Annotated in this window: 26 protein-coding genes and 1 pseudogene; 11 read left to right on the top strand and 16 right to left on the bottom strand. The window is 68.7% G+C overall.

The genetic code is table 11. The features are described 5' to 3' along the window. The first annotated feature begins 96 nt into the window (after nucleotides 1-96). Nucleotides 97-261, top strand: coding sequence for a YqaE/Pmp3 family membrane protein (locus E4V01_RS06550; RefSeq protein WP_003603154.1), 165 nt, complete (start codon nucleotides 97-99; stop codon nucleotides 259-261). Here E4V01_RS06550 and E4V01_RS06555 read toward each other — a convergent pair. After that, nucleotides 258-1,163, bottom strand: a complete 906-nt coding sequence (locus tag E4V01_RS06555; RefSeq protein WP_135297794.1) for a LysR family transcriptional regulator — start codon at nucleotides 1,161-1,163, stop codon at nucleotides 258-260. The two genes, E4V01_RS06550 and E4V01_RS06555, sit on opposite strands and share 4 nt — an antisense overlap. 121 nt (nucleotides 1,164-1,284) lie before the next feature. On the opposite strand from E4V01_RS06555, the gene E4V01_RS06560 reads away from it, so the two are divergent. Beyond that, nucleotides 1,285-1,731, top strand: coding sequence for a DMT family transporter (locus E4V01_RS06560; protein ID WP_135297795.1), 447 nt, complete (start codon nucleotides 1,285-1,287; stop codon nucleotides 1,729-1,731). Between the two features lie 90 nt (nucleotides 1,732-1,821). On the opposite strand, the pseudogene E4V01_RS06565 reads toward E4V01_RS06560, so the two are convergent. The 5 genes and pseudogenes from E4V01_RS06565 to E4V01_RS06585 all read right to left on the bottom strand — a co-directional run. Continuing rightward, nucleotides 1,822-2,001 (bottom strand): annotated as a pseudogene (locus tag E4V01_RS06565) (YjbQ family protein); the annotation flags it as partial. A 70-nt stretch (nucleotides 2,002-2,071) separates the two neighbouring features. Continuing rightward, nucleotides 2,072-2,878 carry a hypothetical protein gene (locus E4V01_RS06570; RefSeq protein ID WP_135297796.1) on the bottom strand — a complete coding sequence of 269 codons (807 nt, stop codon included), beginning with the start codon at nucleotides 2,876-2,878 and terminating at the stop codon, nucleotides 2,072-2,074. Between the two features lie 51 nt (nucleotides 2,879-2,929). Further along, nucleotides 2,930-3,460 (bottom strand): secondary thiamine-phosphate synthase enzyme YjbQ, encoded by a 531-nt coding sequence (locus E4V01_RS06575; protein ID WP_135297797.1) that lies wholly within the window; start codon nucleotides 3,458-3,460, stop codon nucleotides 2,930-2,932. Beyond that, nucleotides 3,457-5,361 carry a cisplatin damage response ATP-dependent DNA ligase gene (locus E4V01_RS06580; protein WP_135297798.1) on the bottom strand — a complete coding sequence of 635 codons (1,905 nt, stop codon included), beginning with the start codon at nucleotides 5,359-5,361 and terminating at the stop codon, nucleotides 3,457-3,459. The genes E4V01_RS06575 and E4V01_RS06580 overlap by 4 nt, the downstream gene beginning before the upstream one ends. After that, on the bottom strand, nucleotides 5,358-6,416 hold the full coding sequence (locus E4V01_RS06585; protein WP_135297799.1) for a ligase-associated DNA damage response exonuclease: 1,059 nt from the start codon (nucleotides 6,414-6,416) through the stop codon (nucleotides 5,358-5,360). Before E4V01_RS06585 ends, E4V01_RS06580 begins: the two co-directional genes overlap by 4 nt. 45 nt (nucleotides 6,417-6,461) lie before the next feature. Between E4V01_RS06585 and E4V01_RS06590 the strand changes: the two genes are divergently transcribed. Together E4V01_RS06590 and E4V01_RS06595 are read left to right on the top strand one after the other, a co-directional pair. Further along, nucleotides 6,462-7,457 (top strand): methyltransferase domain-containing protein, encoded by a 996-nt coding sequence (locus tag E4V01_RS06590; RefSeq protein WP_135297800.1) that lies wholly within the window; start codon nucleotides 6,462-6,464, stop codon nucleotides 7,455-7,457. Between the two features lie 35 nt (nucleotides 7,458-7,492). After that, nucleotides 7,493-8,251 (top strand): YoaK family protein, encoded by a 759-nt coding sequence (locus E4V01_RS06595; protein WP_060770602.1) that lies wholly within the window; start codon nucleotides 7,493-7,495, stop codon nucleotides 8,249-8,251. A 13-nt stretch (nucleotides 8,252-8,264) separates the two neighbouring features. On the opposite strand, the gene arfB is transcribed toward E4V01_RS06595, so the two are convergent. Together arfB and E4V01_RS06605 are read right to left on the bottom strand one after the other, a co-directional pair. Further along, nucleotides 8,265-8,687, bottom strand: coding sequence for an alternative ribosome rescue aminoacyl-tRNA hydrolase ArfB (gene arfB / locus E4V01_RS06600; protein WP_060770601.1), 423 nt, complete (start codon nucleotides 8,685-8,687; stop codon nucleotides 8,265-8,267). 31 nt (nucleotides 8,688-8,718) lie between these two features. Next, nucleotides 8,719-8,997 (bottom strand): BolA family transcriptional regulator, encoded by a 279-nt coding sequence (locus E4V01_RS06605; RefSeq protein WP_060772312.1) that lies wholly within the window; start codon nucleotides 8,995-8,997, stop codon nucleotides 8,719-8,721. Between the two features lie 167 nt (nucleotides 8,998-9,164). Here E4V01_RS06605 and E4V01_RS06610 point away from each other — a divergent pair, with 167 nt between their 5' ends. The 4 genes from E4V01_RS06610 (at nucleotide 9,165) to E4V01_RS06625 (ending at nucleotide 13,740) form a co-directional block, all read left to right on the top strand. Next, complete coding sequence (locus E4V01_RS06610; RefSeq protein ID WP_135297801.1) at nucleotides 9,165-9,872, top strand: J domain-containing protein; 708 nt, start codon at nucleotides 9,165-9,167, stop codon at nucleotides 9,870-9,872. A 352-nt stretch (nucleotides 9,873-10,224) separates the two neighbouring features. Further along, on the top strand, nucleotides 10,225-11,208 hold the full coding sequence (cobS, locus tag E4V01_RS06615) for a cobaltochelatase subunit CobS (protein WP_060770599.1): 984 nt from the start codon (nucleotides 10,225-10,227) through the stop codon (nucleotides 11,206-11,208). A gap of 120 nt (nucleotides 11,209-11,328) precedes the next feature. After that, entirely contained in the window at nucleotides 11,329-13,236 is a 1,908-nt protein-coding gene (gene cobT / locus E4V01_RS06620; protein ID WP_135297802.1) for a cobaltochelatase subunit CobT, read from the top strand. A gap of 93 nt (nucleotides 13,237-13,329) precedes the next feature. Next, the gene (locus E4V01_RS06625) at nucleotides 13,330-13,740 is read left to right on the top strand and encodes a DUF4260 domain-containing protein (RefSeq protein WP_135297803.1); all 411 of its coding nucleotides are present in this window, start codon (nucleotides 13,330-13,332) and stop codon (nucleotides 13,738-13,740) included. A gap of 23 nt (nucleotides 13,741-13,763) precedes the next feature. Here E4V01_RS06625 and E4V01_RS06630 read toward each other — a convergent pair whose 3' ends face one another. Together E4V01_RS06630 and E4V01_RS06635 are read right to left on the bottom strand one after the other, a co-directional pair. Continuing rightward, nucleotides 13,764-13,970, bottom strand: a complete 207-nt coding sequence (locus E4V01_RS06630; protein ID WP_135297804.1) for a hypothetical protein — start codon at nucleotides 13,968-13,970, stop codon at nucleotides 13,764-13,766. A gap of 95 nt (nucleotides 13,971-14,065) precedes the next feature. After that, nucleotides 14,066-14,989 carry a transporter substrate-binding domain-containing protein gene (locus tag E4V01_RS06635; RefSeq protein WP_135297911.1) on the bottom strand — a complete coding sequence of 308 codons (924 nt, stop codon included), beginning with the start codon at nucleotides 14,987-14,989 and terminating at the stop codon, nucleotides 14,066-14,068. 96 nt (nucleotides 14,990-15,085) lie between these two features. Here E4V01_RS06635 and E4V01_RS06640 point away from each other — a divergent pair, with 96 nt between their 5' ends. Continuing rightward, entirely contained in the window at nucleotides 15,086-16,954 is a 1,869-nt protein-coding gene (locus E4V01_RS06640) for a glycosyltransferase family 2 protein (RefSeq protein ID WP_135297805.1), read from the top strand. On the opposite strand, the gene E4V01_RS06645 is transcribed toward E4V01_RS06640, so the two are convergent. The 3 genes from E4V01_RS06645 to E4V01_RS06655 form a co-directional block, all read right to left on the bottom strand. Continuing rightward, nucleotides 16,905-17,495, bottom strand: coding sequence for an SCO family protein (locus E4V01_RS06645; protein ID WP_060770595.1), 591 nt, complete (start codon nucleotides 17,493-17,495; stop codon nucleotides 16,905-16,907). The two genes, E4V01_RS06640 and E4V01_RS06645, sit on opposite strands and share 50 nt — an antisense overlap. Nucleotides 17,496-17,700: 205 nt before the next feature. Next, a complete protein-coding gene (cysG, locus tag E4V01_RS06650; protein ID WP_135297806.1) occupies nucleotides 17,701-19,158 on the bottom strand; it encodes a siroheme synthase CysG in 1,458 nt (485 codons plus the stop codon). A gap of 115 nt (nucleotides 19,159-19,273) precedes the next feature. Next, nucleotides 19,274-21,961, bottom strand: coding sequence for a nitrate reductase (locus E4V01_RS06655; protein WP_135297807.1), 2,688 nt, complete (start codon nucleotides 21,959-21,961; stop codon nucleotides 19,274-19,276). 223 nt (nucleotides 21,962-22,184) lie between these two features. Here E4V01_RS06655 and E4V01_RS06660 point away from each other — a divergent pair, with 223 nt between their 5' ends. Next, nucleotides 22,185-22,625, top strand: coding sequence for a DUF779 domain-containing protein (locus tag E4V01_RS06660; protein WP_060770592.1), 441 nt, complete (start codon nucleotides 22,185-22,187; stop codon nucleotides 22,623-22,625). 133 nt (nucleotides 22,626-22,758) lie between these two features. Here the strand turns inward: E4V01_RS06660 and egtD are convergent, their stop codons facing one another. Then, nucleotides 22,759-23,736, bottom strand: a complete 978-nt coding sequence (egtD, locus tag E4V01_RS06665) for an L-histidine N(alpha)-methyltransferase (protein WP_135297808.1) — start codon at nucleotides 23,734-23,736, stop codon at nucleotides 22,759-22,761. Nucleotides 23,737-23,782: 46 nt separating this feature from the next. Next, the gene (egtB, locus tag E4V01_RS06670) at nucleotides 23,783-25,045 is read right to left on the bottom strand and encodes an ergothioneine biosynthesis protein EgtB (RefSeq protein WP_135297809.1); all 1,263 of its coding nucleotides are present in this window, start codon (nucleotides 25,043-25,045) and stop codon (nucleotides 23,783-23,785) included. Between the two features lie 221 nt (nucleotides 25,046-25,266). Between egtB and murI the strand changes: the two genes are divergently transcribed. After that, the gene (gene murI / locus E4V01_RS06675; protein ID WP_135297810.1) at nucleotides 25,267-26,142 is read left to right on the top strand and encodes a glutamate racemase; all 876 of its coding nucleotides are present in this window, start codon (nucleotides 25,267-25,269) and stop codon (nucleotides 26,140-26,142) included. 9 nt (nucleotides 26,143-26,151) lie between these two features. On the opposite strand, the gene E4V01_RS06680 is transcribed toward murI, so the two are convergent. After that, nucleotides 26,152-26,709 carry a metallophosphoesterase gene (locus E4V01_RS06680; RefSeq protein ID WP_135297811.1) on the bottom strand — a complete coding sequence of 186 codons (558 nt, stop codon included), beginning with the start codon at nucleotides 26,707-26,709 and terminating at the stop codon, nucleotides 26,152-26,154. Nucleotides 26,710-26,907: the final 198 nt, after the last annotated feature.

Consider the following 26,907-nt stretch of genomic DNA (forward strand, 5'->3'; position numbering starts at 1 on the left):
GGCTGGCCCTCCCTCATGGGGAGGGCCGCCATGCGGAACCGAACCGCTCCGCTTTCGTTCACCGCCCGACCGCACTGAGCGAACCGGAGTTTCCCGTTGTCGACCCTCATCAAGATCCTGATCGCGTTCTTCCTGCCGCCGATCTCGGTGCTGATGACGCATGGATTCGGGATTCAATTCCTCTTCAACATCCTGCTCTGCCTGCTGTTCTACCTACCGGGCTCGATCCACGCGCTCTACCTGCTGCTGAGCGACCGCTAACCGGATCCCATCGTCAGCCTGAGGGCGTCGCGCTGCGCCCTCAGGTTATCCATGAGGCGCTGCGCGATCCGGCCCGGTGGGCGACCCGCCGGGTGGATCATCACGGTTTCGATGGACAGACGCGGCCGGAACGGCCGCAGCACGATCGGCAGGCCCGTGAGAGTCCGCGCCGGTAGTGGATCGACGATGGCCATGCCCAGGCCTTCGGCCACGAGACCGCACCGCGCCGCCGTGTATTGCGCAGTGAAGACGAAGAGCGGCGCGATGCCGGCCTGCGCGAACGCTTCCTCGACCCTCTGCTGAAACGCGCCCGGCGTGCCCGCGATCACCGGTTCGCCCGCGAGGTCCGCGACTGTAATGGTCGTCTTGCTCGCCAAGGCGTGGCCGAGGGGCACCGCACACACCGCTTCGGTGGCGACGAAGGATTCGCTCATCACCCCTTCATGGCCTGGACGCGACCGCACGAGGCCGACATCGCACTGATCGGACGCCGCCCAGGACCAGATCGTTTCCGGGCTCGGCACCAGCACAGCGACGTGAATGCCAGGGTGTTCCTCGTTCAGTCTGCGGATGGCGCGGGGCAGCAGGTGCGCTGCCAGAGAGGGGTGGCAGGCAACGCGCAGCGGACCGGTGCCGAGGTCACGGATCCGGCCTGCTGCCTCGCGCAAGGCATCGAGCCCGGCATAGGTCCGCTCCACCTCTCGGGCGAAGGCTGCGCCCTCCCGCGTCGGCAGTGCGGCGCCGTGGCCGCGCACGAACAGAGCAAATCCGAGATCGGTCTCAAGCTGCGCGATGGCGCGGCTGACATGCGGTTGGCCGATGCCGAGCGCGGCGGCGGCCCGCGTCATGCCGCCGTGGCGCAGCACCGCGCGAAACAGGTCGAGATGGGCCGGGTTCATCATGCCTCATCTGCATGGAAAGCTGCATCTTAGGAATTTGACGTCATGGGGCTTCGCGGGTGTCAATGCGCCGACCACGTTCCGCCGGACGCCGGCTGCACCACCCGATAAGGCTCAAGGGCCGATGCTTCGTCTCCTGCTCCCCTCCCTCCTCGCCATCGCGGCGGGCGTCAGCATCGTCGTCCAGCAGGTGCTGAATGCCCGCCTGCGCGCGGATCTCGGCTCCGCGGCCTGGGCCGGTTTCGCGAGCTATGCTGCCGGCCTCGCCTGCATGGCGCTGCTTGCCCTGGCTCTGCGCGATCCCCTGCCCGCGACGAGCGTGGCGGCGCGGGTGCCGTGGTGGGCCTGGAGCGGCGGCCTGTTCGGCGCGCTCTTCATCGGGCTGGCCATCGTTCTCGTGCCGCAATTGGGCGCCGCGGCCTTCATCGCGCTCCTCGTCGCCGGGCAGATGCTCGCCTCGGTCACCTTCGACCATTTCGGCTGGATGGGGCTCGCCCAGCGCCCCCTCGACGGTCCGCGCCTGATCGGTGTCGCGCTCCTCGTCGGCGGTGTGATTCTGATCCGGCGATAAGTGTCTCTCACAAAACGCCCGCCGCGCTGTCATCGCCAGAGTGGGAACGGTCGGAGACCGGGAGTTTTGTGAGGCACTCTAAAAGCGGCCTCAGGTGCCGACGGCGTGCAGCGCGATCTCCCGCCGATGCGCCCGGTCGCGATGCTCGATCAGGTAGATGCCCTGCCACGTGCCGAGCGCGAGGCGGCCGTCGCGCACGGGGATGATGAGGCCCGAATCGGTCACCATCGTGCGGATATGGGCGGGCATATAGTCCGGCCCATCAATGCCCTTGCACATTGCTACAAACTGCTTGCTGCTGACTGACCAGCTACAGAAAATTTGAACTTTAGCGATGTCCTTAAGACATCGAATTTATAATTTTATACAAGGTGCGAGCAGTTGGGACTGCAAGTAACGCAAATCCAACGCCGTATAATATTAATATAATTGATCTGATTTGCCATAATGTAACATCATCAGAGAAATATTCCATTATCATAAAATCTGACCGACTTTTTCGTGCGTCTGCTCTGAAGCTTTCGACCAAAGCACGGCTAACGCGACGATTAGTCGAGACTTCCTCTAGTATTTTTTCAACTATTGGCGTATCCATCGGTGTAACAAAGTGTCCATCTGAATCGCCTGCTCCAAAATTTCCAGAAAGATGCATTTGATTGACAATTGCATCCATCTGAACCTGAAGTTCTCTTGATGTGAAAATCGGTGCGAGCTTACTTTTATATGATTTTTCTTGCTTTAGGTAGGCTGAGGCAGTCTTTTCGGCGAGAAGATTGACGCTTGCATCAGTGATAAATTTTTCTTCGTCTTCTACATATTTTGATGGCGTGGGGTAATCTTTTATAATACGAGGACAAAATGCTTTGAACATAAACGACGCTACGCCTATAAATGTAAGGCCGAAATACGCGAAATACAAATTTGATAATGTAAATAAACGACTTATCAACGAGGGTGTCGCCCCGGACTGATTTTGAGCCGTTGATTGTTGAAATAGATCAGAAGCTACCGCTAGGTATTCTACTGCTGTGCCATTAAGCAAAATTGCCCAGCCAATAAAAGGTATAAGCACAGTGAATCCGGCTGCCTTAGATTGACCTATACCCCTCAAGGCGGACCAACGGAAGAAATTAAGATTGATGTTCATGCTATTTTGTGAGGCATTTGATGATCCAAAAATTATCCAATCATGAAATATTTAACTACCAAAGGCCGCCAAAATAATTTCACGGTTATGAGATCGCTCGCGGTGTTCGATCAGGTAAATTCCCTGCCATGTTCCGAGCGCAAGTCGCCCTTCGAGAAGCGGCACCACGATGTTCGTATCTGTTAACATGGTTCGAATATGTCCGGGCATATCGTCAGGGCCTTCGGCGCTGTGGATGTAGCGGACCTGTTTTTGTAAAACGTCCGGCCCCTCCATGCCGTGGACGTACTGCCCGTGTCGCGGCGCAAGCCCGTCGAGCGCGGTCATCAGATCGACCCGCACATCCGGGTCGGCGTTCTCCTGGATCGTCAGCGACGCCGAGGTGTGCCGGCAGAACACGCTGACGAGGCCGGAGCGCAGGCCGCTCTCCGCGACGAAACCCGCCACGGCCTCGGTGACATCCGTGAAACCCGGTCCGGGCGTCGCGACCGTCACCCGCGCACTCGCCTGCCGGGTCACTTCGGCCGTCGAAAACCCTTCGAGCGGCCCGATCTTTCCGCCATTTCTGCCCGCTTGTCTCATTCCGATGTCTCCATCGCCGCGCCCGGCGCGACCTCGCCCTCGCCGCGCGCCAGAATCCGTTCCAGCACATCGACCCGGTCGGCCTCCGCCGCCGGCTTGTCCCAGCGGATGCGGCTGACGCGGGGGAAGCGCATCGCCACGCCCGATTTGTGCCGGGTCGAGCGCTGCACGCCCTCGAAGGCGATCTCCAGCACCAGCCCGGCCTCGCGGCCGTAGGCGACCTCGCGCACCGGGCCGAACCGCTTGGTCGTATGGTTGCGGACGTAGCGGTCGAGCTTTTGCAGTTCGGCATCGGTGAAGCCGTGATAGGCCTTGCCGACCGGCACCAACTCCTCGCCTTCCGCCCCCTCGCGCCAGCAGCCGAAGGTGTAGTCGGAGTAGAAGGACGAGCGCTTCCCGTGGCCGCGCTGGGCGTACATCATCACGGCATCGACCACGTAGGGCTCGCGCTTCCACTTCCACCACGGCCCCTTGGGACGGCCCGGCAGGTAGGGGCTGTTGCGCCGCTTGAGCATCACGCCCTCGATGGCGTCCGCATCGGCCCCCGCTCCGGCGCAGGCCGGATCGGCGCGCGCTGCGGCGACGTCGTCCCAGGTCGCGAACGGCACCACGGGCGAGAGGTCGATCCGGGCGTGGTCCAACCGCTGCACGAGGGCCTCCAACCGGGGGCGACGCTCGGCGAAGGGCAGCGGGCGCAGGTCCTCGCCCTCGGCCGACAGCACGTCGTAGGCGCGGACATGGGCCGGGAACTCCTCCAGGAGCTTGCCCGTCACCGCCTTCCGGTTGAGCCGTTGCTGGAGCACGTTGAAGCTCTGGACGCGCCCCTCGCGCAGGATCAGCAATTCGCCGTCGAGGGCGCCGTCGAAGGTGATCGCCTCGGCGAGATCGGGGAACGCGGCGGAGATGTCCTCGCCGGTGCGCGAGTAGACTTTTTGGACCTGCCGGCCCTGGCTGTCGCGCCCGCCCGCGAGCTGGACGCGGATGCCGTCCCATTTCCACTCGGCCGAAAACGCCTCCGGCTCGAGTTTGTCGAGGTCTTCGAACTCCTCCACCGGGTGCGAGAGCATCGGCGGCCGGAACGGGGCCGGGTTGCGGCTCTCCGGCCGCTCAGCCCTGCCCTCCACCCAGGCGAACAGCTCGGGATAGGGCGGCTTGAGCCCGTGCCAGACTTCCTCGACCGCATCCGCCTCGTGGCCGCCGAGCGCGCCGACCGCCGTCTTGGCCAGACGGGCCGAAACGCCGACGCGCAGGTTGCCGGTGACGAGCTTGAGAAGCGCCCAGCGCCCGGTCTCGTCGAGGGCGTCGAGCCAACGGGCGAGATGCTGCGGGAGTTCGCGCTTCGGGGTGGTGGCGAGGGTTTCGACGACCTCGGCGAGGGGGGGGACGCAGAGAGGAGGGTTATTGTGGCCGATGCCAGGGGCGTCCCCTCTCCCCGCTTGCGGGGAGAGGGCTTCGGCGACCGCGTCGTCGGCAGAGCGAGCCGGCCGGCGATGGTGAGGGGGCGATTCCGGAAGAGCCTCGTCCGTCAAGGCCTCCTCACCCTCGCTGCCGCTTGTCGCGCCGACGACGCGGTCGTCGCGACCCTCTCCCCGCATGCGGGGAGAAGGGGAAGCATCCGGCGATTCACCCGGGCCCGGCCAGATCAGCGCCGTGGTCTCGGCGAGGTCGCCCACGTAGTTGTGCGAGAGCGAAAACAGCACCGGATCGACCCGCTCTTCCACCAGCCCGCGGATCAGCGCCGGCTTGGCCTCGCGGAAGGTGAGTCCGCCGGTCATGGCGGCGAGCGCCCAGCCGCGCTCTGGGTCGGGGGTGCCGGCGAAGAAATCCTGGAGCAGGCGCAGCTTGGCGTTGCGGCGCGGCTCGTAGGCGAGACGGTCGAGGAGGTGGGCGAAGTCGTTCACGCCGAGGCCTCCTCCATCCGCGGGTCGTGTCCCGGATCGGGCTCGGCCTCGCCGTCGTCGCCGTAGCCCAGGAGGTGCAGCGGCTTGGCGCGGATGCCGCGCGTGCCGCACCAATGCACCAGCGCGTCCTCCTGGCCATGCGTCACCCAGACCTCCTCGGCCCCCGTGTCGAGGATCGTCCGGCACAGGTCCGGCCAGTCGGAATGATCGGAGATGACGAGCGGCAGCTCGACGCCCTTCTGCCGGGCGCGGGCGCGCACCCGCATCCAGCCGGAGGCGAAGGCGGTGACCGGATCGGGGAATTTTCGCGACCATAGGTCCTGAATCGAGGACGGGGGGCAGAGCACGATGGCGCCGTGCAGGGTCTTCCGGTCGGCCGCCCCCACCTTCGGCGTCTCGCCGAGCGGTACGCCCTCACGCTTGTAGAGTTCGGTCAGCTTCTCCATCGCCCCGTGCAGGTGGATCGGCCGGTCCCACCCTTCCTCGCGCAGCAGCGCCATCACCCGCTGCGCCTTGCCCAGCGCGTAGGCGCCGACGATGTGGGCGCGCTCGGGAAACAGCGTCACCGAATCGATCAGCTTGCGCACCTCGCCCCGCGTGTCGGGATGACGGAAGACCGGCAGGCCGAAGGTGGCCTCGGTGATGAACACGTCGCAGGGCACCACTTCGAACGGCAGGCAGGTCGGATCGGGCGCGCGCTTGTAGTCGCCGGAGACGACAAGGCGTTTGCCCTCGCGCTCGATCGCGATCTGCGCCGAACCGAGCACGTGGCCGGCGGGGGCGAAGAACACGGTGACGTCGCCGATCCGCATCCGTTCGCCGAGCGGTGCCTCCTGGCGGGTCGTGCAGAAATCCTCGCCGTAGCGCACGGCCATGATCCGCAGGGTCTCGGGCGTGGCCAGCACGGTGCCGTGGCCGGCGCGGGCGTGGTCGGCATGGCCGTGGGTGATCAGCGCCCGCTCGACCGGCCGCGTCGGATCGACGTGGAAGCGCCCGAGCGGACAGTAGAGGCCCTCGCGGGTCAGGGTGAGGAGATCGGAGGCGCGCTGCGACATCGGCCGGGATATAGGGCGGAGGTTTCCCAAGGCCGCAAACGCACGATGTCCCGACAGCGCTCCTCCGGCGATCTCCTCGCCGACCGCCGTTACGCCTACGCCGAGGCCTGCCTCGCCGAGGACGACCCCGCCGGGGCGGCGGAGATGGCGGAGCAGGCGCTGGAACGCGCTCCCGGCTACGCGCCCGCTTGGTTCCTGCTCGGGCGCGCCCGCGAGACCCTGTTCGGGCAAAGCCGGGACGCGGCCGACCGGCTCGCCGCGCTCGCGGCGTTCGGGCGGACGCTCGAACTCGATCCCGAGGACGCGCTGGGCAGCCGCCTGCATCGCGCCGCGCTCGGCGCAGGCGATGCGCTCGCGGCGATCACGCCAGCCTATATCCGCGCGCTGTTCGACGGCTACGCCCCGCGCTTCGAACGGCATCTCGTGGACGAACTCGGCTATTGCGGGCCGGCGCTGATGGTCGCGGCACTCGACGCGCTGGCGCGGCCGGACCCGTCTTGTGCGCCGCAACACTTCCCGAACGGGCTCGATCTTGGCTGCGGTACCGGTCTGATGGGTCGGGCGCTCGAGGGTCGGGTCGGGCGCCTGGCCGGTTGCGACCTCTCCCCTGCCATGCTGGCGCTGGCCGGCCGCACCGGGCTCTACGAGCGTCTTGCCGAGGCCGACCTCGTCACGTTCCTGGCTGCCGAGCCGGCGGCCTCCGCCGACCTGATCGTGGCCGCCGACGTCTTCATCTATCTGGGGGATTTGACGTCGGCCCTGTCTGGGATAGCCCGCGTGCTGCGGCCCGGCGGGCTGGCCGCCTTCACCGTCCAGTCCCCGCTACGGGAGGAATCGGGTGTCGTGCTCGGTGCCGACGGGCGCTACGCCCATTCCGACACCTATCTGCGAGAGGTGGCCGAGCAGGCTCGTCTGGTCATCGCCGAGATGCGCCCGGCGGCCATTCGGCGCCAAAGCAAGTCGGACGTGCCGGGGCGCATCTTAATCCTACACAAACACTTGATTTCTGTCTGTGCAATGGACGCAACCGGACAGCCGTAATACCGTTGTGCTGCGGAGCAACATCAGAGGAACCGATGGCTGACGAGTCGAACAAGGCCTTTCCGGCAAGTCCAGTAACGCGTGTCCCGATCGCGCTGATGCTGGCAGGCACTGCAGGTGCAGCCGACTCGATCGGCTTCCTCGAATTCTCCCAGCTCTTCATGTCGTTCATGAGCGGCAACACCACGCGGTTCGGCGTGGCCGTCTCAGGCTTCGACTGGGACGGCACCACCCGGTTCGCCAGCGTGATCGCGCTGTTCTGCTTCGGCGCCTGCATCGGCACGCTGATCGCGGCCTGGTCCGGCCGGTTCCGGCTCTCGGTCCTGCTGATCATCCAGGCCGTGCTGTTCGCCATCGGCCTGTTCGTCCCGTTCGGCAGCACGGCCTTCCCGCTCCACGCCTACCCGATCGTGCTGGCGCTCGGCATCCAGAACGCGACGCTGCAGGACGAGGCGGGCCGAAGCCTCGCCATCACCTACGTCACGGGAACGGTGGTGCGCTTCGGTGCGGGCATCGCCAACCTGATCCTGCACAAGCCGGCCCCCTCGTTCTGGCTGCAGGCGCCGCTCTGGGGGGCGCTCAGCACGGGCGCCGTGATCGGCGGCTTCCTGCACGGCTGGTACGGCGAGCGGGCCTTCCTGTTCCCGGCCGGCCTCGCGGCGCTGCTGGCTTTGATCTCGCTGGTGCTGACGGTCCTGCTCAAGGACACGCCCTACGTCTCGGGCGTGGCGGCTCCGCAGCCCGACGCGCATCCCGAGGCGAAGCCGACGGCGACCGTTCCCGCCGCGACCTGACGCCCGGCGACCGTCAATCGTCCCCTGGGCCGCCGCGCAGCCGTTTGACGCTGCTGCGGCGGCTCTTTTCGTCGAGGCGCCGCTTCTTCGAGGCCAGCGTCGGCCGGGTGGCGCGGCGCGGTGTCGGCGGCACCGCCGCTTCCGCCACCAGCGCCGCGAGCCGTTCGCGGGCATCGGCCCGGTTGCGCTCCTGCGTGCGGAAGCGCTGGGCGTTGATGACGAGGACGCCCTCCCCCGTCAGCCGCCGGCCGGCGAGCCGCATCAGCCGCACCGCCACCGCATCGGGCAGGCTTCGGGAGCGGCGCACGTCGAAGCGGAGCTGCACCGCCGTGGACAGCTTGTTGACGTTCTGTCCGCCCGGGCCGGAGGCGCGCACGAAAGTTTCCTCGAGTTCGGCCTCGTCGATCTCGATCAGCGGCGTGCACTGGAGCGCCACGGCGGGTTTCCTTCCTTGAACGCGTTCGGCCTCAGCCGGCCTCGCCCGGCGTTCGGGCCCGCACCGCCAGGGCGTGCAGCCCGCGCTTGAAGGCCTCGTCGAGAAGTCCGTTGACGATCCTGTGGCGTTCGACCCGGCTCTTCCCTTCGAAGGCTGCCGACACGACATCGAGCCGGAAATGGGTCTCGCCCTCCGGCCGGGCGCCGGAATGGCCGGCATGCAGGTGCGACTCGTCGGTCACATCGAGCGCGGTCGGCGCCAACTCGGCCTCCAGGCGCTCGGCGATCCAGTCCTTCATCGTCCCGGTCATCATGTCCTCGCTACGAGCGGAAGCGCTACGGCCGTGCATCGGCCGTGTGTCGGAGGCGTTTGCCCGGCGCGGTCCCGGCACAAAAGCGTCAACCCCGGATCGATGCATGCGGCATCAGGCCCAACGGCCTTTTCGTCGGCGCCTCCGCCCCTCATAATCGGCCCGTCATGGATCTCAACTCGCCGCTGTTCGACCGCATCCGTATCAAGCCGACCTGTGACGATCCCAAGCCGGGAGCGAAGGCGGGGGCGAAGGCCGGCGCGCGCGCGAAGGCCGGTGCGGCCACGGCCGAGGCGTCCTGCGAGGCGGAAGGCTGCACCCATCCCGGCCTCTACCGCGCCCCCAAGGGCCGCAGGCAGGAGGGGCAGTACTGGCGCTTCTGCATCGACCACGTGCGCGCCTACAACGCCTCCTATAATTACTTCGACGGCATGAACGATGCCGCGGTCGAAGCCTACCAGAAGGATGCGATCATCGGCCATCGGCCGACATGGTCGATGGGCATGAACGCGGCGGCCGCCACGGCCGAGGCGAAGGCCAAGGGGGCAAAGGGCGCCCAGACCGAGGCCGAGCGTGACTGGGCCTATGCCGACCCGCTGGGAATCCTGCGGGCGAACGGGGTCGGCGGCGGGGCCGCGGGCCGGCGTCAGGCCGAGCCGGAGCCGCAGCGTCCCCGTCACTCGGCGGCGGTGCGCAAGGCGCTCGACGTGATGGGGCTCGACGAGACGGCCGACACCGCCGCGATCAAGGCGCAATACAAAACGCTGGTGAAGCGCTTCCACCCGGACGCCAATGGCGGCGACCGCTCCTTCGAGGAGCGCCTGCGCGACATCATCCGCGCCCACGACGTACTGCGCGCCGCCGGGCTGTGCTGACCCGCGCCGCCCGCCCTGGCCGGCACCGAGTCCGGTGCGAAGGGTGCGAACCCGGCGCCGCGAACGGGCAATGCGCCGAATGCCGGTCCGCCCGGCGGCGGGTGGGGCAGCAAATGTCCGCGTGCGCCCTATATTTCTTGGATACCGCTTCTATGTGAAGCCGGCTTCCCCGGATGATCCCTCCGTTTCGCCGCGCCCTCTTTCTGGCTGAGCCCCCTTGGCGATGCCGAGGGGCGGCGATTAAGGAAGACATCCGCCCGCTTCCCTGTGGGCCGCCCGGCAGGTGAGTGACGATAGAAAGCGCGGTCGCGCGGGGTCACGCCCGTTCCCGGCCGCCCCGATGAGGTTCCGTATGCTGTCTGACGAAACGCCCGCTTCCCTGCCCGACCGCCAGGTTTCCGTCCGCGAGGTGTTCGGCATCGACCTCGACCTGAAGGTGCCGGCCTATTCCGAGCCCGAGGAGCACGTGCCGGATCTCGATCCGGACTACATCTTCGATCGGGAGACGACGCTGTCGATCCTGGCGGGCTTCGCCCGGAACCGCCGCGTGATGGTCACCGGCTATCACGGCACCGGCAAGTCGACGCATATCGAGCAGGTCGCGGCACGGCTGAACTGGCCCTGTATCCGGATCAACCTCGACAGTCACGTCTCGCGCATCGACCTCGTCGGCAAGGACGCCATCGTCCTGAAGGACGGCAAGCAGGTCACCGCCTTCCAGGACGGCATCCTGCCCTGGGCCTTGCAGAACAACGTCGCGCTCGTGTTCGACGAGTACGATGCCGGCCGCCCCGACGTGATGTTCGTGATCCAGCGCGTGCTGGAACTCTCCGGCCGCCTGACGCTGCTCGACCAGAAGCGCGTCATCCGCCCGCATCCGGGCTTTCGCCTGTTCGCGACCGCCAACACGGTCGGCCTCGGCGACACGTCCGGCCTCTATCACGGCACCCAGCAGATCAACCAGGGCCAGATGGACCGCTGGTCGATCGTGACCACGCTGAACTACCTGCCGCACGACCGCGAGGTCGATATCGTGCTCTCGAAGTCGCCGCACTACCGGAGCGAGGGCGGACGCGACACGGTGAGCCGGATGGTGCGCGTGGCCGACCTCACCCGCAACGCGTTCATGAACGGCGACCTCTCGACCGTCATGAGCCCGCGCACGGTCATCACCTGGGCCGAGAACGCCGACATCTTCCGCGACATCGGCTTCGCCTTCCGGGTGACGTTCCTCAACAAGTGCGACGAGCTGGAGCGGCCCCTGGTCGCCGAGTTCTACCAGCGTGCCTTCGGCAAGGAACTGCCCGAGAGCGCGCTCAACGTCGCCTTGAGCTGACCTGACGGTGGCGTCCCCGCCCACGCTTGGCGTGCGGCGGGGACGGCGCCCCTCTCCCCGTGACCGGGGGCGATCCCCCGGCCGGGCCTCCGAACTCGATCCGGTGGCGTCCGCGAAGATATGGCCCTGACCAACCGCCCCAAGACCGGCGACCGCAAGGAGCCCGGCGCCGAGCCGCTGAAGCGCTCGGTGGCCGGCTGCCTGCGCGCCATCGCCAAGCGGCCCGATATCGAGGTCACCTATGCCAGCGATCGGCCGGCGCTGATCGGCGACAAGGCGCGCCTGCCGGAGCCCACCCGGCGGATCACCGCCGAGGACGCGGCGATCCTGCGCGGGCATTCCGATTCCATGGCCCTGCGCCTCGGCTGCCACGACACCAGCGTCCACCGCCGCCTCGCCCCCGACAACGCCGCCGCCCGCGCGGTCTACGACGCGGTCGAGCAGGCGCGCGTCGAGGCGATCGGCTCGCGCCGCCTGGAAGGCGTGGCCGCCAACATCACCGCGATGCTGGAGGACCGCTACCACCGCGGCGGCAAGTACGAGAACATCACCGACCGGGCCGACGCGCCGATGGAGGATGCCGTCGCGCTGATGGTGCGCGAGCGCCTGACCGGCCAGAAGCCGCCGCCGGCTGCCGCCCGGATCGTCGAGCTGTGGCGCGAGCATATCGAGGCACGCGCCGGCAAGAACCTCGACGGATTGCTCGGTGCGCTCGAGAACCAGCGCAGCTTTGCCCGCTCCGTGCGCGATCTGCTCTCCTCCCTCGACATGGCCGACGAGACGCCCCTCGATCAGGACGATGAGAGCGACGACGACGAGAACCAGGCCCAGGACGACGAGCAGCAGCCGAGCGAGGGCGAGGCGGAGGAACAGAGCCAGGGCGACCGCGCCGAGATCGAGGTGTCCGACGAGGCCACCGACGAACTCGATGAGGGCGCCACCGAATCCGCCGACGCCCCCTCCGGCGAGCTGCCGGAGGAGGCCGAGGACGCGGAGTCGGAGGAGGCCTCTGAATCCTGGCGCCCGCCGAGCCAGCGCGGCAACGAGCGGACCGGCCCCGACTACAAGGTCTACAACCCACGCTTCGACGAGACCGTCGAGGCCGAGGATCTGTGCGACGCCGAGGAGCTCTCGCGCCTGCGCAGCTATCTCGACAAGCAGCTCGCCCACCTTCAGGGCGTCGTCGGCCGCCTCGCCAACCGTCTCCAGCGCCGCCTGCTGGCGCAGCAGAGCCGCGCCTGGGACTTCGATCTCGAAGAGGGCCAGCTCGATCCGGCCCGGCTCGTGCGCGTCGTCACCGATCCGTTCCAGCCGCTCTCCTTCAAGCAGGAGAAGGACACCGACTTCCGCGACACGGTGGTCACGCTGCTGCTCGACAATTCCGGCTCGATGCGCGGTCGGCCGATCACCGTGGCCGCGACCTGCGCCGACATTCTCGCGCGCACGCTGGAGCGCTGCGGCGTGAAGGTCGAGATTCTCGGCTTCACCACCCGTGCCTGGAAGGGTGGCCAGTCCCGCGAGGCGTGGCTCGCCGGCGGCAAGCCGCCCGCCCCCGGCCGCCTCAACGACCTGCGCCATATCATCTACAAGAGCGCCGACGCCCCCTGGCGCCGTGCCCGAAAGAACCTCGGGCTGATGATGCGCGAGGGGCTCCTGAAGGAGAACATCGACGGCGAGGCGCTGGATTGGGCCCACAAGCGCCTGCTGGCGCGGCCGGAGCAGCGCCGTATCCTGATGGTGATCTCCGACGGTGCGCCGGTCGACGACTCGACGCTCTCGGTCAATCCCGGCAACTATCTCGAGCGCCACCTGCGCTACATGATCGAGGAGATCGAGACCCGCTCGCCGGTCGAACTTTTGGCCATCGGCATCGGCCACGACGTGACGCGCTACTACCGCCGTGCCGTGACGATCATCGACGCCGAGGAACTCGGCGGCGCGATGACGGAAAAGCTCGCCGAGCTGTTCGAGGAGAACACGGGCGCGTCGCGCGGCGGTGGGATGAAGCGGGTCGCCGGGCGGCGCTGAACGGGCGGTTGTTCGGAGCGGCAAAGCTCCGGTTGGCAAGCGGTCTTCGTCGTCCTACCGTGTGGAAGCGTTGCCTCCTGCGAGGATCTTCCGATGTCGGGTGATGTGCGGGGCGTGCCGCGCCTGCTCCTCAGGATCGAGGGAGCGGCGCTGTTCGTCTGTGCCCTCGCCGTGTATGCCTGGATGGGCCAATCCTGGTGGCTGTGGGCAGCCCTGATCCTTGTCCCCGACCTCAGCATGATCGGGTATCTGGCCGGTGCCCGAATCGGCGCGGCGAGCTACAACGCGGCTCACACGACCGCGGTCCCGCTCCTGCTGCTGGCAGCCTCACTGGTCCTCGGAAGTCCGATGGCGGCCGGGCTGGCTCTCGTCTGGCTGGCGCATATCGGGCTCGACCGCGCCGTGGGGTACGGGCTGAAATACGTCGGCGGCTTCAAAGACACCCATCTGGGCTCGCTTGGACGGGCGGGAGAGAAGGCAAGCGTGAAACTCAGCCGCGTTTAACGCGAGCGCTGGCGCGCGGACGGTTATTTCTTGCGGTCCGAGCCGTCCGCTTCCATGCGGCTCAGGATCATCCGGCCCTCGAAGCCGTCGAAGCCGCCGCTATAGGTGAACCGGTTGAGCGCGAGCTGCTGTCTGCGCTCCGAGGTCAACTCGCTGCCCTGGTGGAGACGGTGTGCGTTCCCGATATGCCGCCGCCCCTTCGCGGGGGGGGGGCTGTACGGCTTCGGCATTCACGCGCTCCCTTCGGTCCTGCGTTCGAGTTCGATTCGTATCTCAAACTAGAGAACGGCACCGCTTCGCGACAGGTGCCACGATCCGGACCGCGTCAGAACGGACTGATCGGGAAAAATCGCAGATACAGCTCGGCGTATTTTCCGTCGTCCCATACCCGCTGCAATGCGTCGTCGAGGGCACGGGCCAAAGCCGCGTCCTCGGTGCGGGTGACGAAGCCGATACCTTCGCCGAAATAGCGATTCTCGAGATAATCGCCGCCGGAATAGGTGCAGCAGCCCTCCGCCTCCTGGCCGTTCAGCCAGAGCGCGAGGCTCAAGCCGTCGGCGAACAGGTACTCGACCTCGCCGCGCTTGAGCGCGCTCTGGGCCGCCGAGAGATCGGTGAATGTCTTTCGCGCGGCTTTGGAGAAGAAGGCCTTCAGATAGGCCTCGTGGGCGCTGCTCTCGACGATCCCGACGCTGCGCCCGGCGAGTGCGGTCACCGAGGGGGCGGGCAGGCTGCGGTCCTTGCGGGCGATGAAGCGGGCCGGCCAGCGGAAATAGGGCCGTGTCGCCAGGAACCGCGCGCGCAGGCCCGGTGTCAGGGGCACGGCGGCGGCCACAACGTCGCCCTGCTTGTCGGCCAGCGCATCGAGCAGGGTGTCGAAGCGGCGCGCCTGCACCGTGCACATCACCGTCAGACGCTCGCAGACCGCGCGGGCGAGTTCCACGGCAAAGCCGGTCGGCGCACCGTCGGGGCCTGCGAAATGGAGCGGCGGAAACTCGTCGTCGGTCATGAACCGAACCGCCCGCCCGGTCTGAGGCGCCTCGACCCGCTCGCCGCGGGCCCGGGGATTCCAGAAATTCGGAATGCTGACCGTTGGGGCCGCTGGGTCGGACGGCTGTTGTGCCTGTGCAACATTGGTTAATAAAACGATAAGGGTTGCCGCCAGTATCCGCCGCACCCTGTGGTGGCGGATTGACCCTTCGGTTGTCGGAGTGGAGCAATACACGTCCATGGAGAGGTCCTGGCCCATGCCCCTCCCTAGCACGGCGCGGGCCCGCGGGAAGCCGTTGCCCTGTCCGACCTCGACCGCCGTCGGAGCAGCCGCGCCGCTCCGCTCCCGCCGGAAATCGGCTTCCTCGCTACCGAGGGCGTATCCCTCGAGACGCTGAGCCGGGCCGCCATCATCGCCCGTCGCTGCGGCACCGATGCCGCCACAGCCCTCCTCAACGAGGGGCTTCTCTCCGAGGAGGCGTTCTACCGCGCGCTCGCCCGCCGGCTCGGGGCGACATTTCTCGTCGGGCCTCTCGCGATCGGCGAGGGCGTTCCGCACGCGCGCTGTCTCATCTCCGGCGCCGCGCCGCTCGCGGTCTGCGAGGGGGGTGAAACCCTCGTCGCGGCACCGCGCGGAGCCGCGGTGGCGCGACTGATCGCGGCGGCGGACCGGCGGGCGGCGCCTCCGGCCATCACGACCCCGACGGCCCTGAGGCAGGCCCTGTTCGCCCGGTACGGGGCCGCCATTGCCGAGGACGCGTCCGAGACCCTGGGGCGTCTTCGTCCCGAATGGTCCTGCCGGCCCGGCCCGCTGGCGATCGACCTTGCCTTGGCCGGCGGCGTGCTCGCCCTCGTCGTCCTGCTCGCCCGCCTCCCGACGGCGACGGGCTTTCTCCTGCTGCTGCTGGTGCAGGGTTTGATGCTGTCTCTGCTGACCTTCCGCCTCGCCGCGGCGGCGATCGGGGCCGCCGAGATCGTACGCGCCGATGCATCCGAGCCGAGACCGGTTCTGCTGACGGACGATGCGCTCCCGACCTACACGGTTCTCGTGGCCCTCTACCGAGAGGCGCCGGTGGTGCCGCGTCTTCTGAGAGCCTTGCGCCGGCTCGACTATCCGGCGGCCAAGCTCGACATCAAGTTCCTGCTTGAGGCCGACGACGACGAAACTGCCGCAGCGTTACGCGTGACACCGCTCCCGGCTCGCTTCGAGATCGTCACCGTGCCGGAGGGGATGCCGCGCACCAAGCCGCGGGCACTGAACGTGGCCCTGCCGCTCGCGCGCGGCGAGCACCTCGTGGTCTACGACGCGGAGGATGTGATCTCGGCCGAGCAGCTTCGCCTCGCCGCGACGCTGTTCGCCCGTGCGCCGGCCTCGACCGCCTGCCTCCAGGGCCGTCTCGTGATCGACAATCACGGCGATGGCTGGCTGCCGCGCCTGTTCGCCATCGAGTACGCGGCTCTGTTCGACGTGCTCGGCCCAGCCCTGGCCGCATGGCGGATGCCGACGCCGCTCGGCGGCACCTCGACGCATTTCCGCACCTGCGTCCTGCGCAAGCTCCACGGATGGGATGCCTGGAACGTCACCGAGGATGCCGATCTCGGCCTGCGCATGGCGCTCGCGGGCTACCATGTCGGCGACCTGCCGAGCGCGACCTTCGAGGAGGCGCTCGCCCATCCGCGCAAGTGGCTGCGCCAGCGCACCCGTTGGATGAAGGGCTTCCTGCAGACGAGCTTCACCCACGGGCGGCGCCCGCTCGACCTCTATCGCCGCCTCGGCGCCGCGGAGAGCCTGTGCGTGCTGGCGCTCCTGCCCGGCACGGTGGTCTCGGCCCTGTTCTATCCCGTCATGCTGCTCGGCGGCTTCGCCGACCTGATCATGCCGGACGAGGGCGGCGACAGCCTCGCCATCGTCAGGCGGGCGGCCTCCACGACGGTGTTCCTCGGCGGGCTCGCGGCGATGTGCCTGCCCGGCCTCGTCGGCTGCCTCCGGCGCGGGTGGTTCGACCTCGTGCCGCTCGTGCTGCTGCTGCCGGCCTACTACCTTCTCGGCAGTCTCGCGGCGTGGCTCGCCGTGTTCGAGCTGGCGCGGCACCCGCACCGCTGGAACAAGACCGAACACGGGCTGGCCCGCACCTCCCGCACGGGAGCGCTCGCGCGGCGCCCCTCGGCTGTCATCAAATCCGCTTCGCCAACTCCGCCGCCGTCTCCGCTGCCGGCCGGTTGAGGTTGACCGCACCGACGAAGCCGTTGCGGGCGTCCATCAGGTAGACGAGCGCGGTGTGCTCCATCGTGTAGTCGCCGCTCGAACCCGGCACCTTCTTGGCGTAAGCGCGGAAGGTCTTCACGGTCGCTGCCACCTGCTCCGGGCTGCCGGTGAGGCCGACGATGCGCGGATCGAAGCTCGACAGGTAGGTCTTGAGCGAAGCGGGCGTGTCGCGCTCGGGATCGACGCTGACGAAGGCGACCTTCAGCGCATCCGCCTTGGGGCCGAGCGCCGCCAGCACGTCGCTGATCTGCTGGAGCGTGGTCGGGCAGACATCGGGGCAATGGGTGAAGCCGAAGAACATCAGGTAGGGCTTGCCGGCAAAATCGCGCTCGCTGACCGTCGCACCGTCCTGGTTCACCAGGGTGAAGGGACCACCGATGCCGCTCGGGCCGCTCTGCGGATGCTGCGGCACCAGCGTCATCACCAGCGCGATGGAGATCGCCACGAGGCCGGCCACGAAGGCGGCAAGCGGCAGGAGAACGCTGCGGGACGGACGCATGGGGGCCCTCGAAGGCGGAGTCTGTGGAGGCGGCCCGACGGGCGAGGCGGCCGCGTGGAAATGTGGCCCGACACATGGCCTCGCCGAAAGGGGACGCGGCGGTCCGAGCGTGTCGGGCAACGCCCCTCACATCACAGAGCCGGGGCGTGCCGCAAGCCCGCGCGACGCCGCAAGCCCTGCGGTCGCACGAGCCTTTGCAGCAGGTTCAGGAGGCTTCGGCCCGGATCTCGACGTCCCGGTCCGCGCTGCGGGCGTTGTGCCGGCGCAGGGCTTCCCCGACCATCAGGAGTGCCGGGCCTTCGAGCCCCGAGGCCTCGACCCGCTCGGCGAGGTCGGCGGCGGTGCCCGCCACCGTCGCCTGCGTGGCCCGGGTCGCGTTGAACACGACGAGGGCCGGCGTCTCGGGCGCCAGCCCTTCGGCGACCGCTCGCTCCAGCAGGACGCGCAGCGTGCGCTTGGGCATGTAGACCACGGTGGTGACGCTGCGGTCGGCGAGCGCGCTCCAGTTCAGATCCTCCGGCAGCGCGCCGCGCCGGTCGTGGCCGGTGACGAATTGCAGGCGCCGGGCCGCGTCGCGATGGGTCAGGGAGACGCCGAGCGCCGCCGCCGCACCCTGCGCCGCGCTGACGCCGGGGACGATGGTGCAGGGAATGCCCGCGGCCTCGCACGCCTCGATCTCCTCGCCGGCCCGGCCGAAGACCAGCGGGTCGCCGGATTTCAGGCGCACCACCTGCTTGCCGGACTTCGCCAGCGAGACCATCAGCGCGTTGATGTCGTCCTGGCGGCAGGAGGGGCCGTGGCCGGTCTTGCCGACCAGCATGGTCCGGGCCTCGCGGCGGGCATAATCGAGGATCTCGGGGGCGACGAGGTCGTCGTAGAGGATCACGTCGGCGTTGCGCAGGGCCCGAAGTGCCTTGAGGGTGAGGAGTTCGGCATCGCCCGGCCCGGCCCCCACCAGCGTCACAGCGCCGCCGAGGGGCAGCGCCTCGGCCTGACCCATCAGGTCGGCGAGGTCGGCCTCGGTCGGTGTGCGGTCGGGCTCGGCGAAGGCACGGTCGGTGAAGCGCTCCCAGAAGCCGCGCCGCTCGGAGAAGCCGTGGAAGCGGGCCGAGACCGCCTCGCGCCAGTCGCGGGCGGCCGCGACCCAGTGCTTGAAGCCGCGCGGCAGCATCGCCTCGATGCGCGCCCGCACCGTCTGCCCGAAGACGGGGGCGGCGCCCTCGGTCGAGATGCCGACGACGAGCGGCGAGCGGTTGACGATGGCGCCGAACTTCACGTCGCACAGATGCGGCCGATCGACCGCGTTGACGATGGCACCGGCCGCGCGCGCCGCTGCGACGAAGGCGACGCAATCGTCCTCGTCCTCCATGGCGCCGATGGCGAAGGCCGCGCCCTGCAGGTCTTCCGGGGTCCAGCGGCGCTCGTGCAGCGTCACCGAGCCGGCGGCGATCTCGGCCGGCACGCCGCGCAGTTCCTCGCTCGGCTCCTCGGCATAGACATCGACCCGGGCGCCGGCGGCGGCGAGCAGCTTCACCTTCCAGGGGGCGCCGCCGTTGGAGCCGGCCAGCACCGCCCGCTTGTCCTGGAGCGGCACGAACACGGGCAGCACCGCCAGCGGCTCGAGGCCGGCGCGGGTTTCGCGGGGTTGGCGGGGCGTGCTCATGGTCTTTGTGTACGACTCGACTCGAGGTTCCGGTCGGCCTCGCTCATCCGAAGAGGTTGCTTTGCAGCACGTCAGGATGAGGGCGAGAGCGGGACGGAGAACCTGAAAACTGCCCCTATGCGGCGCTGCGCGCAAGCGCCGGCGACAGCAGCTTGCGGATCTCAGGGATGCACGAGCCGCAATTCGTTCCTGCCTTGCAGGCCGCGCCCACCGCCTCGACCGAGCCGGCCCCGGCGGCAATGGCCGCGGTGATGACGTCGAGCCCGACGCCATGGCAGGCACAGACCACCGGCCCGGCCGAGGCCGTCGCCGCACGGCCCGAGAGCAGGGTACGCCGGTCGATCACCTCGACGTCGGGGGCGGCAAACACTTGCTTGGCGAGTTCCCAATCCGGCCGCCGGTCGCCCGGCGCCACGGCGAGCGCGGCCACGAGGCGGTCGTCACGCGTGACGGCGCAGCGATAGAGCCCGCGGGCGTGATCGACGTACTCGGCCAGTTCGTGGCCGGGGAACATCCCGCGCACGGACAAAGCCATCTCCCGCGAGCCCTCCTGGGTCGCGAAGACAAGGCCCGAGCCGCCGGAGACGGTCGCCCGTGCCCACCACCAGCCGGCGGGGGCGGCCTGGGCGTCCCGCGTCAGCAGGTAGCCGCGGGAGCGGTAGGCGACCGCCTCGACGGAAGCCGGTGTCGCCTTCAACTCGGGCTGGCCCGAGACCGGATCGGGGATGCCGCGGGCCAGCGCCGCCGCGCGCCCGTCCGAGGCGGTCATGTCGCTCCAGTGCATCGGCGCGAAGATCGAGCCCGGCAGAACGGCGTCCGTCACCGTGACTTCGAGGATCGCGCTGCCGAGATCGGTCGCGACGCGGGCAAATCCCCCGTCGCTCAGGCGGTAGCGGGCCGCGTCGTCGGGATGGATCTCGACGAAGGGCACGGCGCGGTGGGCCGAGAGGCGCTGGCTTTTGCCCGTGCGGGTCATGGTGTGCCAGTGGTCGCGGATGCGGCCGGTGTTGAGCACGAGCGGGCGCTCGGCGGTCACGGGCTGTGCCAGCGCGGGCGGCTGCACGGCGACGAAGCGCGCGCGTTGATCGAAGGTGTAGAAGCGCCCGTCGGCGAAGAGCCGGGCGCGGCCCCTCTTCGCATCCGGCCCGCGCTTCGGCACCGGCCATTGTATCGGCAGGTGGGCGTCGTAGGCGCGCTCGCTCATCTCGGCGAGGCCGCCGAGGTCGAAGTCGCGGGTGCCGTCGTTCTCGAAGGCCGAGAGCGCGGCGTGCTCGCGGAAGATCTCGGCGGCGGAATTGTAGCCGAAAGCCTCGCCATGGCCGAGGCGGCGGGCGACGTCGCAGAGGATCGCCCAATCGGCCCGCGCCTGCCCCGGCGCCTTCAGGAAGGCGCGCTGGCGCGAAATGCGCCGCTCGGAATTCGTCACCGTGCCGTCCTTCTCGCCCCAGGCGAGCGCGGGCAGCAGCACGGTCTTCTGACCCGTCGCGCGGGCGCTGTCGCTGGTCGCGACCGCTTCCGAGACGACATAGAGGTCGAGCTCCTTGATCGCCTCGCGGATGCGGTCGGCCCGCGGCATCGAGACCAGCGGATTGGTGCCGATCACCCACAGCGCCTTGATCTTCCCGCGCTCGATCGCTTCGAACAGGGTGACCGCCTTCATCCCCTCGCCGGTGATGATGTTGGGCGCCCGCCAGAAGCGGCGCACCCGGTCCACCTCCTCGGGGGCGAAGTGCATGTGGGCGGCCAGCATGTTGGCCAAGCCGCCGACCTCGCGCCCGCCCATGGCATTGGGCTGGCCGGTGAGCGAGAGCGGGCCCATGCCGGGCTGGCCGATCCGCCCGGTGGCGAGATGGCAGTTGATGATGGCGTTGCCCTTGTCGGTGCCCTGGGCCGACTGGTTCGCGCCCTGGCTGAAGGCGGTGACGACCCGCTTCGTCCGGGCGAACAGCTCGAAGAAGGCCTGCACGTCGGCCTCGGCCAGCCCCGTGGCGCGGGCGGTGGCGGCGAGATCGGGCGCGATCTGCCGGGCGCGCTCCAGGGCGCCTTCGAAGCCTGCGGTGTGTTCCTCGATGAAGCGCCCGTCGAGCTTCGCCTGACCGGCGAGATAGGCGAGCAGGCCGGAGAACAGCGCGGTGTCGCTGCCGGGCTGGAGGCCGAGATGGAGGTCGGCCTCCTCGCCGGTCTGCGTGCGGCGGGGATCGACGGTGACGATCTTGGTGCCGCGCTTGGCCCGTGCATCGACCATGCGGCGGAACAGGATCGGGTGGCACCAGGCGGCGTTGGAGCCGACGAGCACGATCAGGTCGGCCTCGTCGAGATCCTCGTAGCAGCCCGGCACCGTGTCGGAGCCGAAGGCGCGGCGGTGGGCGGCGACCGCCGAGGACATGCACAGCCGCGAATTGGTGTCGACATGCGGCGTGCCGAGGAAGCCCTTGGCCAGCTTGTTGGCGACGTAATAATCCTCCGTCAGGATCTGGCCGGAGAGGTAGAAGGCGATCGCGTCCGGCCCATGCTGCTCGGCGATCCGCCGCAGGCCGCCGGCCACGGTGCCGAGCGCGCCCTCCCATGTCACGGTCTGGCCATCGACGGTCGGGGCGAGCAGCCGGTCGCCGAGATCGACCGTCTCGCCGAGTGCCGAGCCCTTGGAGCAGAGGCGGCCGAAATTGGCCGGATGTTCGGGATCGCCGGCAATCGCGACGCCGCCCTGCCCGTCCGGCGTCGCCAGCACGCCGCAGCCGACGCCGCAATAGGGGCAGGTCGTCTTCACCGCAGGCGCGGCGAGATCGGGGGCGGGCTGAGACATCGCGAACCTCGGCGGATTTTTTTTCGCCACACGGACGTTTCGCCTGGGGTCGCAAAAGTCGGGCCGCTCCCTCTCACGCCACCGGGGGGTGGCCGAAGGGCCAAGCCGTCTCAGACGGTTCGGGCCGGGCTTCGTCTGCTATCCTCGGTCGCGCTTCAAGCCGCATGGATATCCGCTGCCTCAGCCTCAGATAGCCACACAAGACCAATCAGGAGAGGAAACCATGAGCGAGTCCGCGACCCCCGCCGCCGAGCGGATCGAGCCCGTGACCGCTGAGCAGGCGGACAATGCCGGCACACCCCTGCGGGTGACCGCGACGCCGGCCGCGCTCGAGCTGATCGAGGAGCTGAAGGCTGCGTACGGCCCGGTGATGTTCCACCAGTCGGGGGGCTGCTGCGACGGATCCTCGCCGATGTGCTACCCCGTGGGCGACTTCATCACCGGCGACGGCGACGTACATCTGGGACAGGTCGGCGGCGCGGATTTCTTCATCTCGCGCTCGCAGTTCGAGGTCTGGAAGCACACCCACATCATGCTCGACGTGGTGCCCGGCCGCGGCGGCATGTTCTCCCTGGAGAACGGCCGCGAGAAGCGCTTTCACATCCGTTCGCGCCTGTTCACGAGCGCCGAGAACGAGGCGTTGTCCGGCGCCTGCCGGCTGTAGGCGCGGGGCGTCAGCGCAGTCCGATCTCCCTGCGGCTCTCCGCGGCGAGTGGGGCGAGGATTGCCGCGGTGCCAAGCAGGGCGCCCCGGCGTCACCGCAGCAAGCTGCACCATCACGCCATCAGCGGCGCAGCTCAGCCCTCCCGCCGCAGGGCGTGGACCGAGAACAATCCGTCCCGGTCGGTCCAGGCTTCGAGCGAGGCCCAGCCGGCGCGGGCGGCGAGCGCCCGGAAGCTGTCGAGCGTGTACTTGTAGCTGTTCTCGGTGTGGATCGATTCGCCCTCCGCGAAGACGAAGCTGCGCCCGGCCACACGGATGGTCTGTGCCCGGCGGCTGACGAGATGCATCTCGATGCGCGAGGCGGCCTCGTTGAAGAAGGCCCGGTGCGCAAAGCTGTCCGGGTCGATCTCACCATCGAGTTCGCGATTGATGCGGGTGATCAGGTTGAGGTTGAACGCTGCCGTGACCCCGGCCGCGTCGTCGTAGGCCGCTTCCAGCACCGCCCGATCCTTCACGAGATCGACGCCGAGCACGAGCGTCGCGCCCGCTCCCAGGATTCGGCCGAACACGTCGAGCAGGCGAGCCGCTTCGCCGGGTTCGAAATTGCCGATGGTCGAGCCCGGGAAGAAGCCGGCGAGCGCCCGGCCGCCGAAGCCCTCCGGCAGTTCGAAGGCTCGGGTGAAGTCGGCGACCACCGGCTCGACGGTGAGTTCGGGGAAGTCACCACGCAAGGCCTCGGCCTGCTCGCGCAGGAAGTCGCCCGAGACATCGACGGGAAGATAGGCCGAGAGCCCCGGCAGGTGCCGCAGCAGGCATCGCAACTTGGCGGTCGAGCCGCTGCCGAACTCGACGAGAGCCGCGCCCTCCGGCACCAGGGCGGCGATGTCGGAGCCGCGCTCGTCGAGGATGCCGAGCTCCGTCCGGGTCGGGTAGTATTCCGGCAGGACGGTGATCTGCTCGAAAAGGATGGAGCCGGCGGCGTCGTAGAAGTACTTGGCCGGCAGCGCCTTCGGGCTCGCGCCGAGCCCGTCCCAGACATCGGCCTGGAACAGGCCGTTCTCGGAGATGGGAGCGGCGGGGCTCGATGCCGTCAGGCGGGGATCGATCGTCAAAGGCTTACTCCGGGACCGCGGGAGGGTTGAGGGCGAACGGGTGCGTTCAGCTCCCGGCATCGGCGAGCCGCAGGCCCGTGAACTGCCAACGCTGATGGGGGTAGAAGAAGTTGCGGTAGCCGACCCGCCCATGCCCCTGCGCGGTCGCGACCGAGGAGCCGCGCAGCACGTACTGGTTCGACATGAACTTGCCGTTGTACTCGCCCAGCGCACCGGGCACCGGCCGGTATCCCGGATAGGGGCCGTAGGCGCTGCGGGTCCATTGCCAGACGAGGCCGAAGGCGTCGTCGATCAGGCCGTCGCGCGCGGCGACCTCCCACTCGGCCTCCGTCGGCAGGTCGCGCCCGGCCCAGCGGGCATAGGCATCGGCCTCGTAGTAGCTGACATGGGCGACGGGGGCCGCCGGATCGACGGGCTTGCGGCCGGCGAGCGACATCATCGACCAGCCGTCCGCCCCGCGCCGCCAGTAGCCCGGCGCCTCCCAGCCGTCGCGCTGAAGTGCCACCCAGCCGTCGTTGAGCCAGAGTTCGGGCCGCGCGTAGCCGCCGTCCTCCATGAAGGCGAGCCAGTCGCGGTTGGTCACGAGACCGCGATCGATGCGGGCCTCCAGCAGCAGGACGTCGTGGCGCGGACTCTCGTTGTCGAAGGCGAAGCCATGACCGTCGTAGCCGATCTGGGTGATGCCTCTTTTCAGGGCGGACCGGCCGGCGGATGCCTGCGCCGCAGGCAAGCTCCAGCGCGCGTCGTAGACCGGATCAAGCGGGTTCTGCGCGAAGGCATGCAAGATGTCGGTGAGCATCAGCTCTTGGTGCTGCTGCTCGTGGTAGAGGCCGATCTCCAGGATCGGCAGCGCCCGCGCCAGGGCCTCGTCGGCGGCCTCGCGCAGCCAGACCGACACCGCGCGATCGACATGGGCGCGGTAGGCGGCGGTCTCCTGCGCCGTCGGCCGCGTGATCAGGCCGCGCATGAAGCGCGGCTGCCGGGGACCGGCCTGCACGTAGTAGGAATTGAACAAGTAGTGCAGGCGCTCGTCGAAGAGGCGGTAGCCCGGCTGATGGTCGCCGAGAAGGAACTGCTCGAAGAACCACGTCGTGTGCGCCCGGTGCCACTTGGTCGGGCTCGCATCCTCCATCGACTGGATCTGCTGATCCTCCGGAGAGAGCGGGGCGGCGCGGCGCTCGGTCTCCTCGCGCACGGTGCGGAAGGCGGCGATCCAGGCGTCGCGATCGATCGGATGGGCGTCGAGCGGGGGCGGCGGGAAGGCCGCGCCGCTCTCAGGGTGGGTGAGACGTGCTGCGCCGGCTGCCATTGTTGGAATCTCTTCCTCCGTTGCGCGCCGGAAATAGATGCCGAACGCCGTATGACAACATGGAGGCCCGCCAAGCTGTTCGTCGCACCCCTTGTCGCACCTCTGGCCGCAATCGCCCGAGCCGCAGCCTTTTTGCAGCCGCAGTGAGATGTCCTTAACCGTCGCCGACGGACACTCGCCGCCCCACGGTTTCCACGGATGCGCGAGCCCGGGCGGCGGTCATGCGGATCGATCTGATGGCAGGGGCGACCCTTTCAGCGGCATTGCCGGCCCGGAATTCTCAGCCGGTCATCCTCATCTTCGATTCCGGCCTTGGCGGTCTCACCGTCCTGGAGCAGGTGCGCCGCGCCCGGCCGGACGCGGCCTATGTCTACGCCGCCGACGACGCGGCCTTCCCCTACGGCGCCCTGACCGAGGAACGGCTCGTGGCGCGGGTGATCGCGGTGATGGAGCGGCTGCTCCTGCGCCACGCCCCCGATCTCGTGGTGATCGCCTGCAACACCGCCTCGACCCTGGTGCTGCCGGCCCTGCGCCAGCGCTTCGTCACGCCCATCGTCGGCGTGGTCCCACCGATCAAGCCGGCCGCCGCGCTGACGCGGACCCACCTCATCTCCCTGCTCGCCACCCCCGGCACCGTGGCGCGGGCCTATACCCACGATCTCGTGGCGAACTTTGCGGGCGATTGCGCCGTGACGCTGGTGGGCTCCAAGAACCTCGCGGGCTATGCCGAGGCCGAGATGGCCGGCGAGCCGGTCTCGGACGCGGCGATCTTGGCCGAGATCGCGCCCTGTTTCGTGGAGCGGATGGACGGAGCGCGCACCGATGTGGTCTGCCTCTCCTGCACCCACTACCCGCTGCTGCTGCCCCGCTTCGAGCGCCTCGCCCCCTGGCCGGTCACCTGGATCGACCCGGCACCGGCCATCGCCCGCCGGGTGATCCAGCTTCTCGGAGAGATGCCCGCGCAGGCGCTCGACGCGCCGCCCGCCTGCGCCGTGTTCACCGGCGGGGCCGGGCTCAACCCGGCGCTCGGCCGCTCGTTGGAGCGGCGGGGCCTGTCCGAGACGGTGATCGAGGCGATGCCGCTGACGCGGTGCTGAGACGGGCCTTCAGCGCATCGCCCGCGCCGCCAGTTCCTCCGGAACCCGCGTCGCCGCGTCCTGCCGGGCGATAATGTCCGAGAGAGCGACCGGCGAAAAATCCCAGGCATCGACGCCGACGTCGCAGGAGCGGGTGGTGTCGGGCAATGTCGCGTGGGTGTGGCCGTAGAGGTGCCGGGTCTCGCGCCACAGGCCGGGCCACGCACGGTGGGCGTAGTGTGCAAGGAACAGGCACCAGGACTGACCCGCCTCGTCCGACACCGAAATCCGGATGCTTTCCACCGGCGGCTCGGCCCAGGGTAGGTTGAGCACGCGGTTGCTGTCATGGTTGCCGCGCACCAGCCGCTTGATGCCGTTGAGCCGAGCGAAGACGCGGGCGCAATGTTCGTGGCTTGCATGGGCGGCGAAGTCGCCGAGATGCCAGACCTCGTCCGCAGTCCCGACGCGCGCGTTCCAGCGGGCGATCAGCGCCTCGTCATGCGCCTCCGCGGAAGCGAAGCCGGTTCGCCGGCGCTCGACGAGCCTGGCGTCGCCGAAATGCGTGTCGGCGATGAAGAAGGTTGCCATGCGTTTTTCACGAAGATGTGAGATGCTTCGATAGGCTCAAAGGGGAGGAGCCGGCGTCGCGAGCAGCACGATCCCAACTCGCTCGACGCTTCCGGGTCTCCACCGCGAACAATAGCAAAAGGTACAATGATGCCGATCTGCTGGCCGCAGCCAATCGAGGGGCGGCCCGATCACCGCGGATGTGTCGAAATGCGCATC

The organism is Methylorubrum sp. Q1 (genome assembly GCF_004683995.1).
In the GTDB taxonomy this organism is placed as follows: domain Bacteria; phylum Pseudomonadota; class Alphaproteobacteria; order Rhizobiales; family Beijerinckiaceae; genus Methylobacterium.

What these genes read in the sequence shown, in the direction of transcription:
- egtB (WP_135297809.1), bottom strand. Translation starts at nt 25,045, where the DNA reads ATGGCAGCCGGCGCAGCACGTCTCACCCACCCTGAGAGCGGCGCGGCC.
- E4V01_RS06680 (WP_135297811.1), bottom strand. Translation starts at nt 26,709, where the DNA reads ATGGCAACCTTCTTCATCGCCGACACGCATTTCGGCGACGCCAGGCTC.
- E4V01_RS06625 (WP_135297803.1), top strand. Translation starts at nt 13,330, where the DNA reads ATGTCGGGTGATGTGCGGGGCGTGCCGCGCCTGCTCCTCAGGATCGAG.
- E4V01_RS06595 (WP_060770602.1), top strand. Translation starts at nt 7,493, where the DNA reads ATGGCTGACGAGTCGAACAAGGCCTTTCCGGCAAGTCCAGTAACGCGT.
- E4V01_RS06655 (WP_135297807.1), bottom strand. Translation starts at nt 21,961, where the DNA reads ATGTCTCAGCCCGCCCCCGATCTCGCCGCGCCTGCGGTGAAGACGACC.
- E4V01_RS06560 (WP_135297795.1), top strand. Translation starts at nt 1,285, where the DNA reads ATGCTTCGTCTCCTGCTCCCCTCCCTCCTCGCCATCGCGGCGGGCGTC.
- E4V01_RS06555 (WP_135297794.1), bottom strand. Translation starts at nt 1,163, where the DNA reads ATGATGAACCCGGCCCATCTCGACCTGTTTCGCGCGGTGCTGCGCCAC.
- cobS (WP_060770599.1), top strand. Translation starts at nt 10,225, where the DNA reads ATGCTGTCTGACGAAACGCCCGCTTCCCTGCCCGACCGCCAGGTTTCC.
- cobT (WP_135297802.1), top strand. Translation starts at nt 11,329, where the DNA reads ATGGCCCTGACCAACCGCCCCAAGACCGGCGACCGCAAGGAGCCCGGC.
- murI (WP_135297810.1), top strand. Translation starts at nt 25,267, where the DNA reads ATGCGGATCGATCTGATGGCAGGGGCGACCCTTTCAGCGGCATTGCCG.
- E4V01_RS06570 (WP_135297796.1), bottom strand. Translation starts at nt 2,878, where the DNA reads ATGAACATCAATCTTAATTTCTTCCGTTGGTCCGCCTTGAGGGGTATA.
- cysG (WP_135297806.1), bottom strand. Translation starts at nt 19,158, where the DNA reads ATGAGCACGCCCCGCCAACCCCGCGAAACCCGCGCCGGCCTCGAGCCG.
- E4V01_RS06610 (WP_135297801.1), top strand. Translation starts at nt 9,165, where the DNA reads ATGGATCTCAACTCGCCGCTGTTCGACCGCATCCGTATCAAGCCGACC.
- E4V01_RS06635 (WP_135297911.1), bottom strand. Translation starts at nt 14,989, where the DNA reads ATGGGCCAGGACCTCTCCATGGACGTGTATTGCTCCACTCCGACAACC.
- E4V01_RS06575 (WP_135297797.1), bottom strand. Translation starts at nt 3,460, where the DNA reads ATGAGACAAGCGGGCAGAAATGGCGGAAAGATCGGGCCGCTCGAAGGG.
- E4V01_RS06590 (WP_135297800.1), top strand. Translation starts at nt 6,462, where the DNA reads ATGTCCCGACAGCGCTCCTCCGGCGATCTCCTCGCCGACCGCCGTTAC.
- E4V01_RS06585 (WP_135297799.1), bottom strand. Translation starts at nt 6,416, where the DNA reads ATGTCGCAGCGCGCCTCCGATCTCCTCACCCTGACCCGCGAGGGCCTC.
- E4V01_RS06660 (WP_060770592.1), top strand. Translation starts at nt 22,185, where the DNA reads ATGAGCGAGTCCGCGACCCCCGCCGCCGAGCGGATCGAGCCCGTGACC.
- E4V01_RS06645 (WP_060770595.1), bottom strand. Translation starts at nt 17,495, where the DNA reads ATGCGTCCGTCCCGCAGCGTTCTCCTGCCGCTTGCCGCCTTCGTGGCC.
- E4V01_RS06630 (WP_135297804.1), bottom strand. Translation starts at nt 13,970, where the DNA reads ATGCCGAAGCCGTACAGCCCCCCCCCCGCGAAGGGGCGGCGGCATATC.
- E4V01_RS06605 (WP_060772312.1), bottom strand. Translation starts at nt 8,997, where the DNA reads ATGACCGGGACGATGAAGGACTGGATCGCCGAGCGCCTGGAGGCCGAG.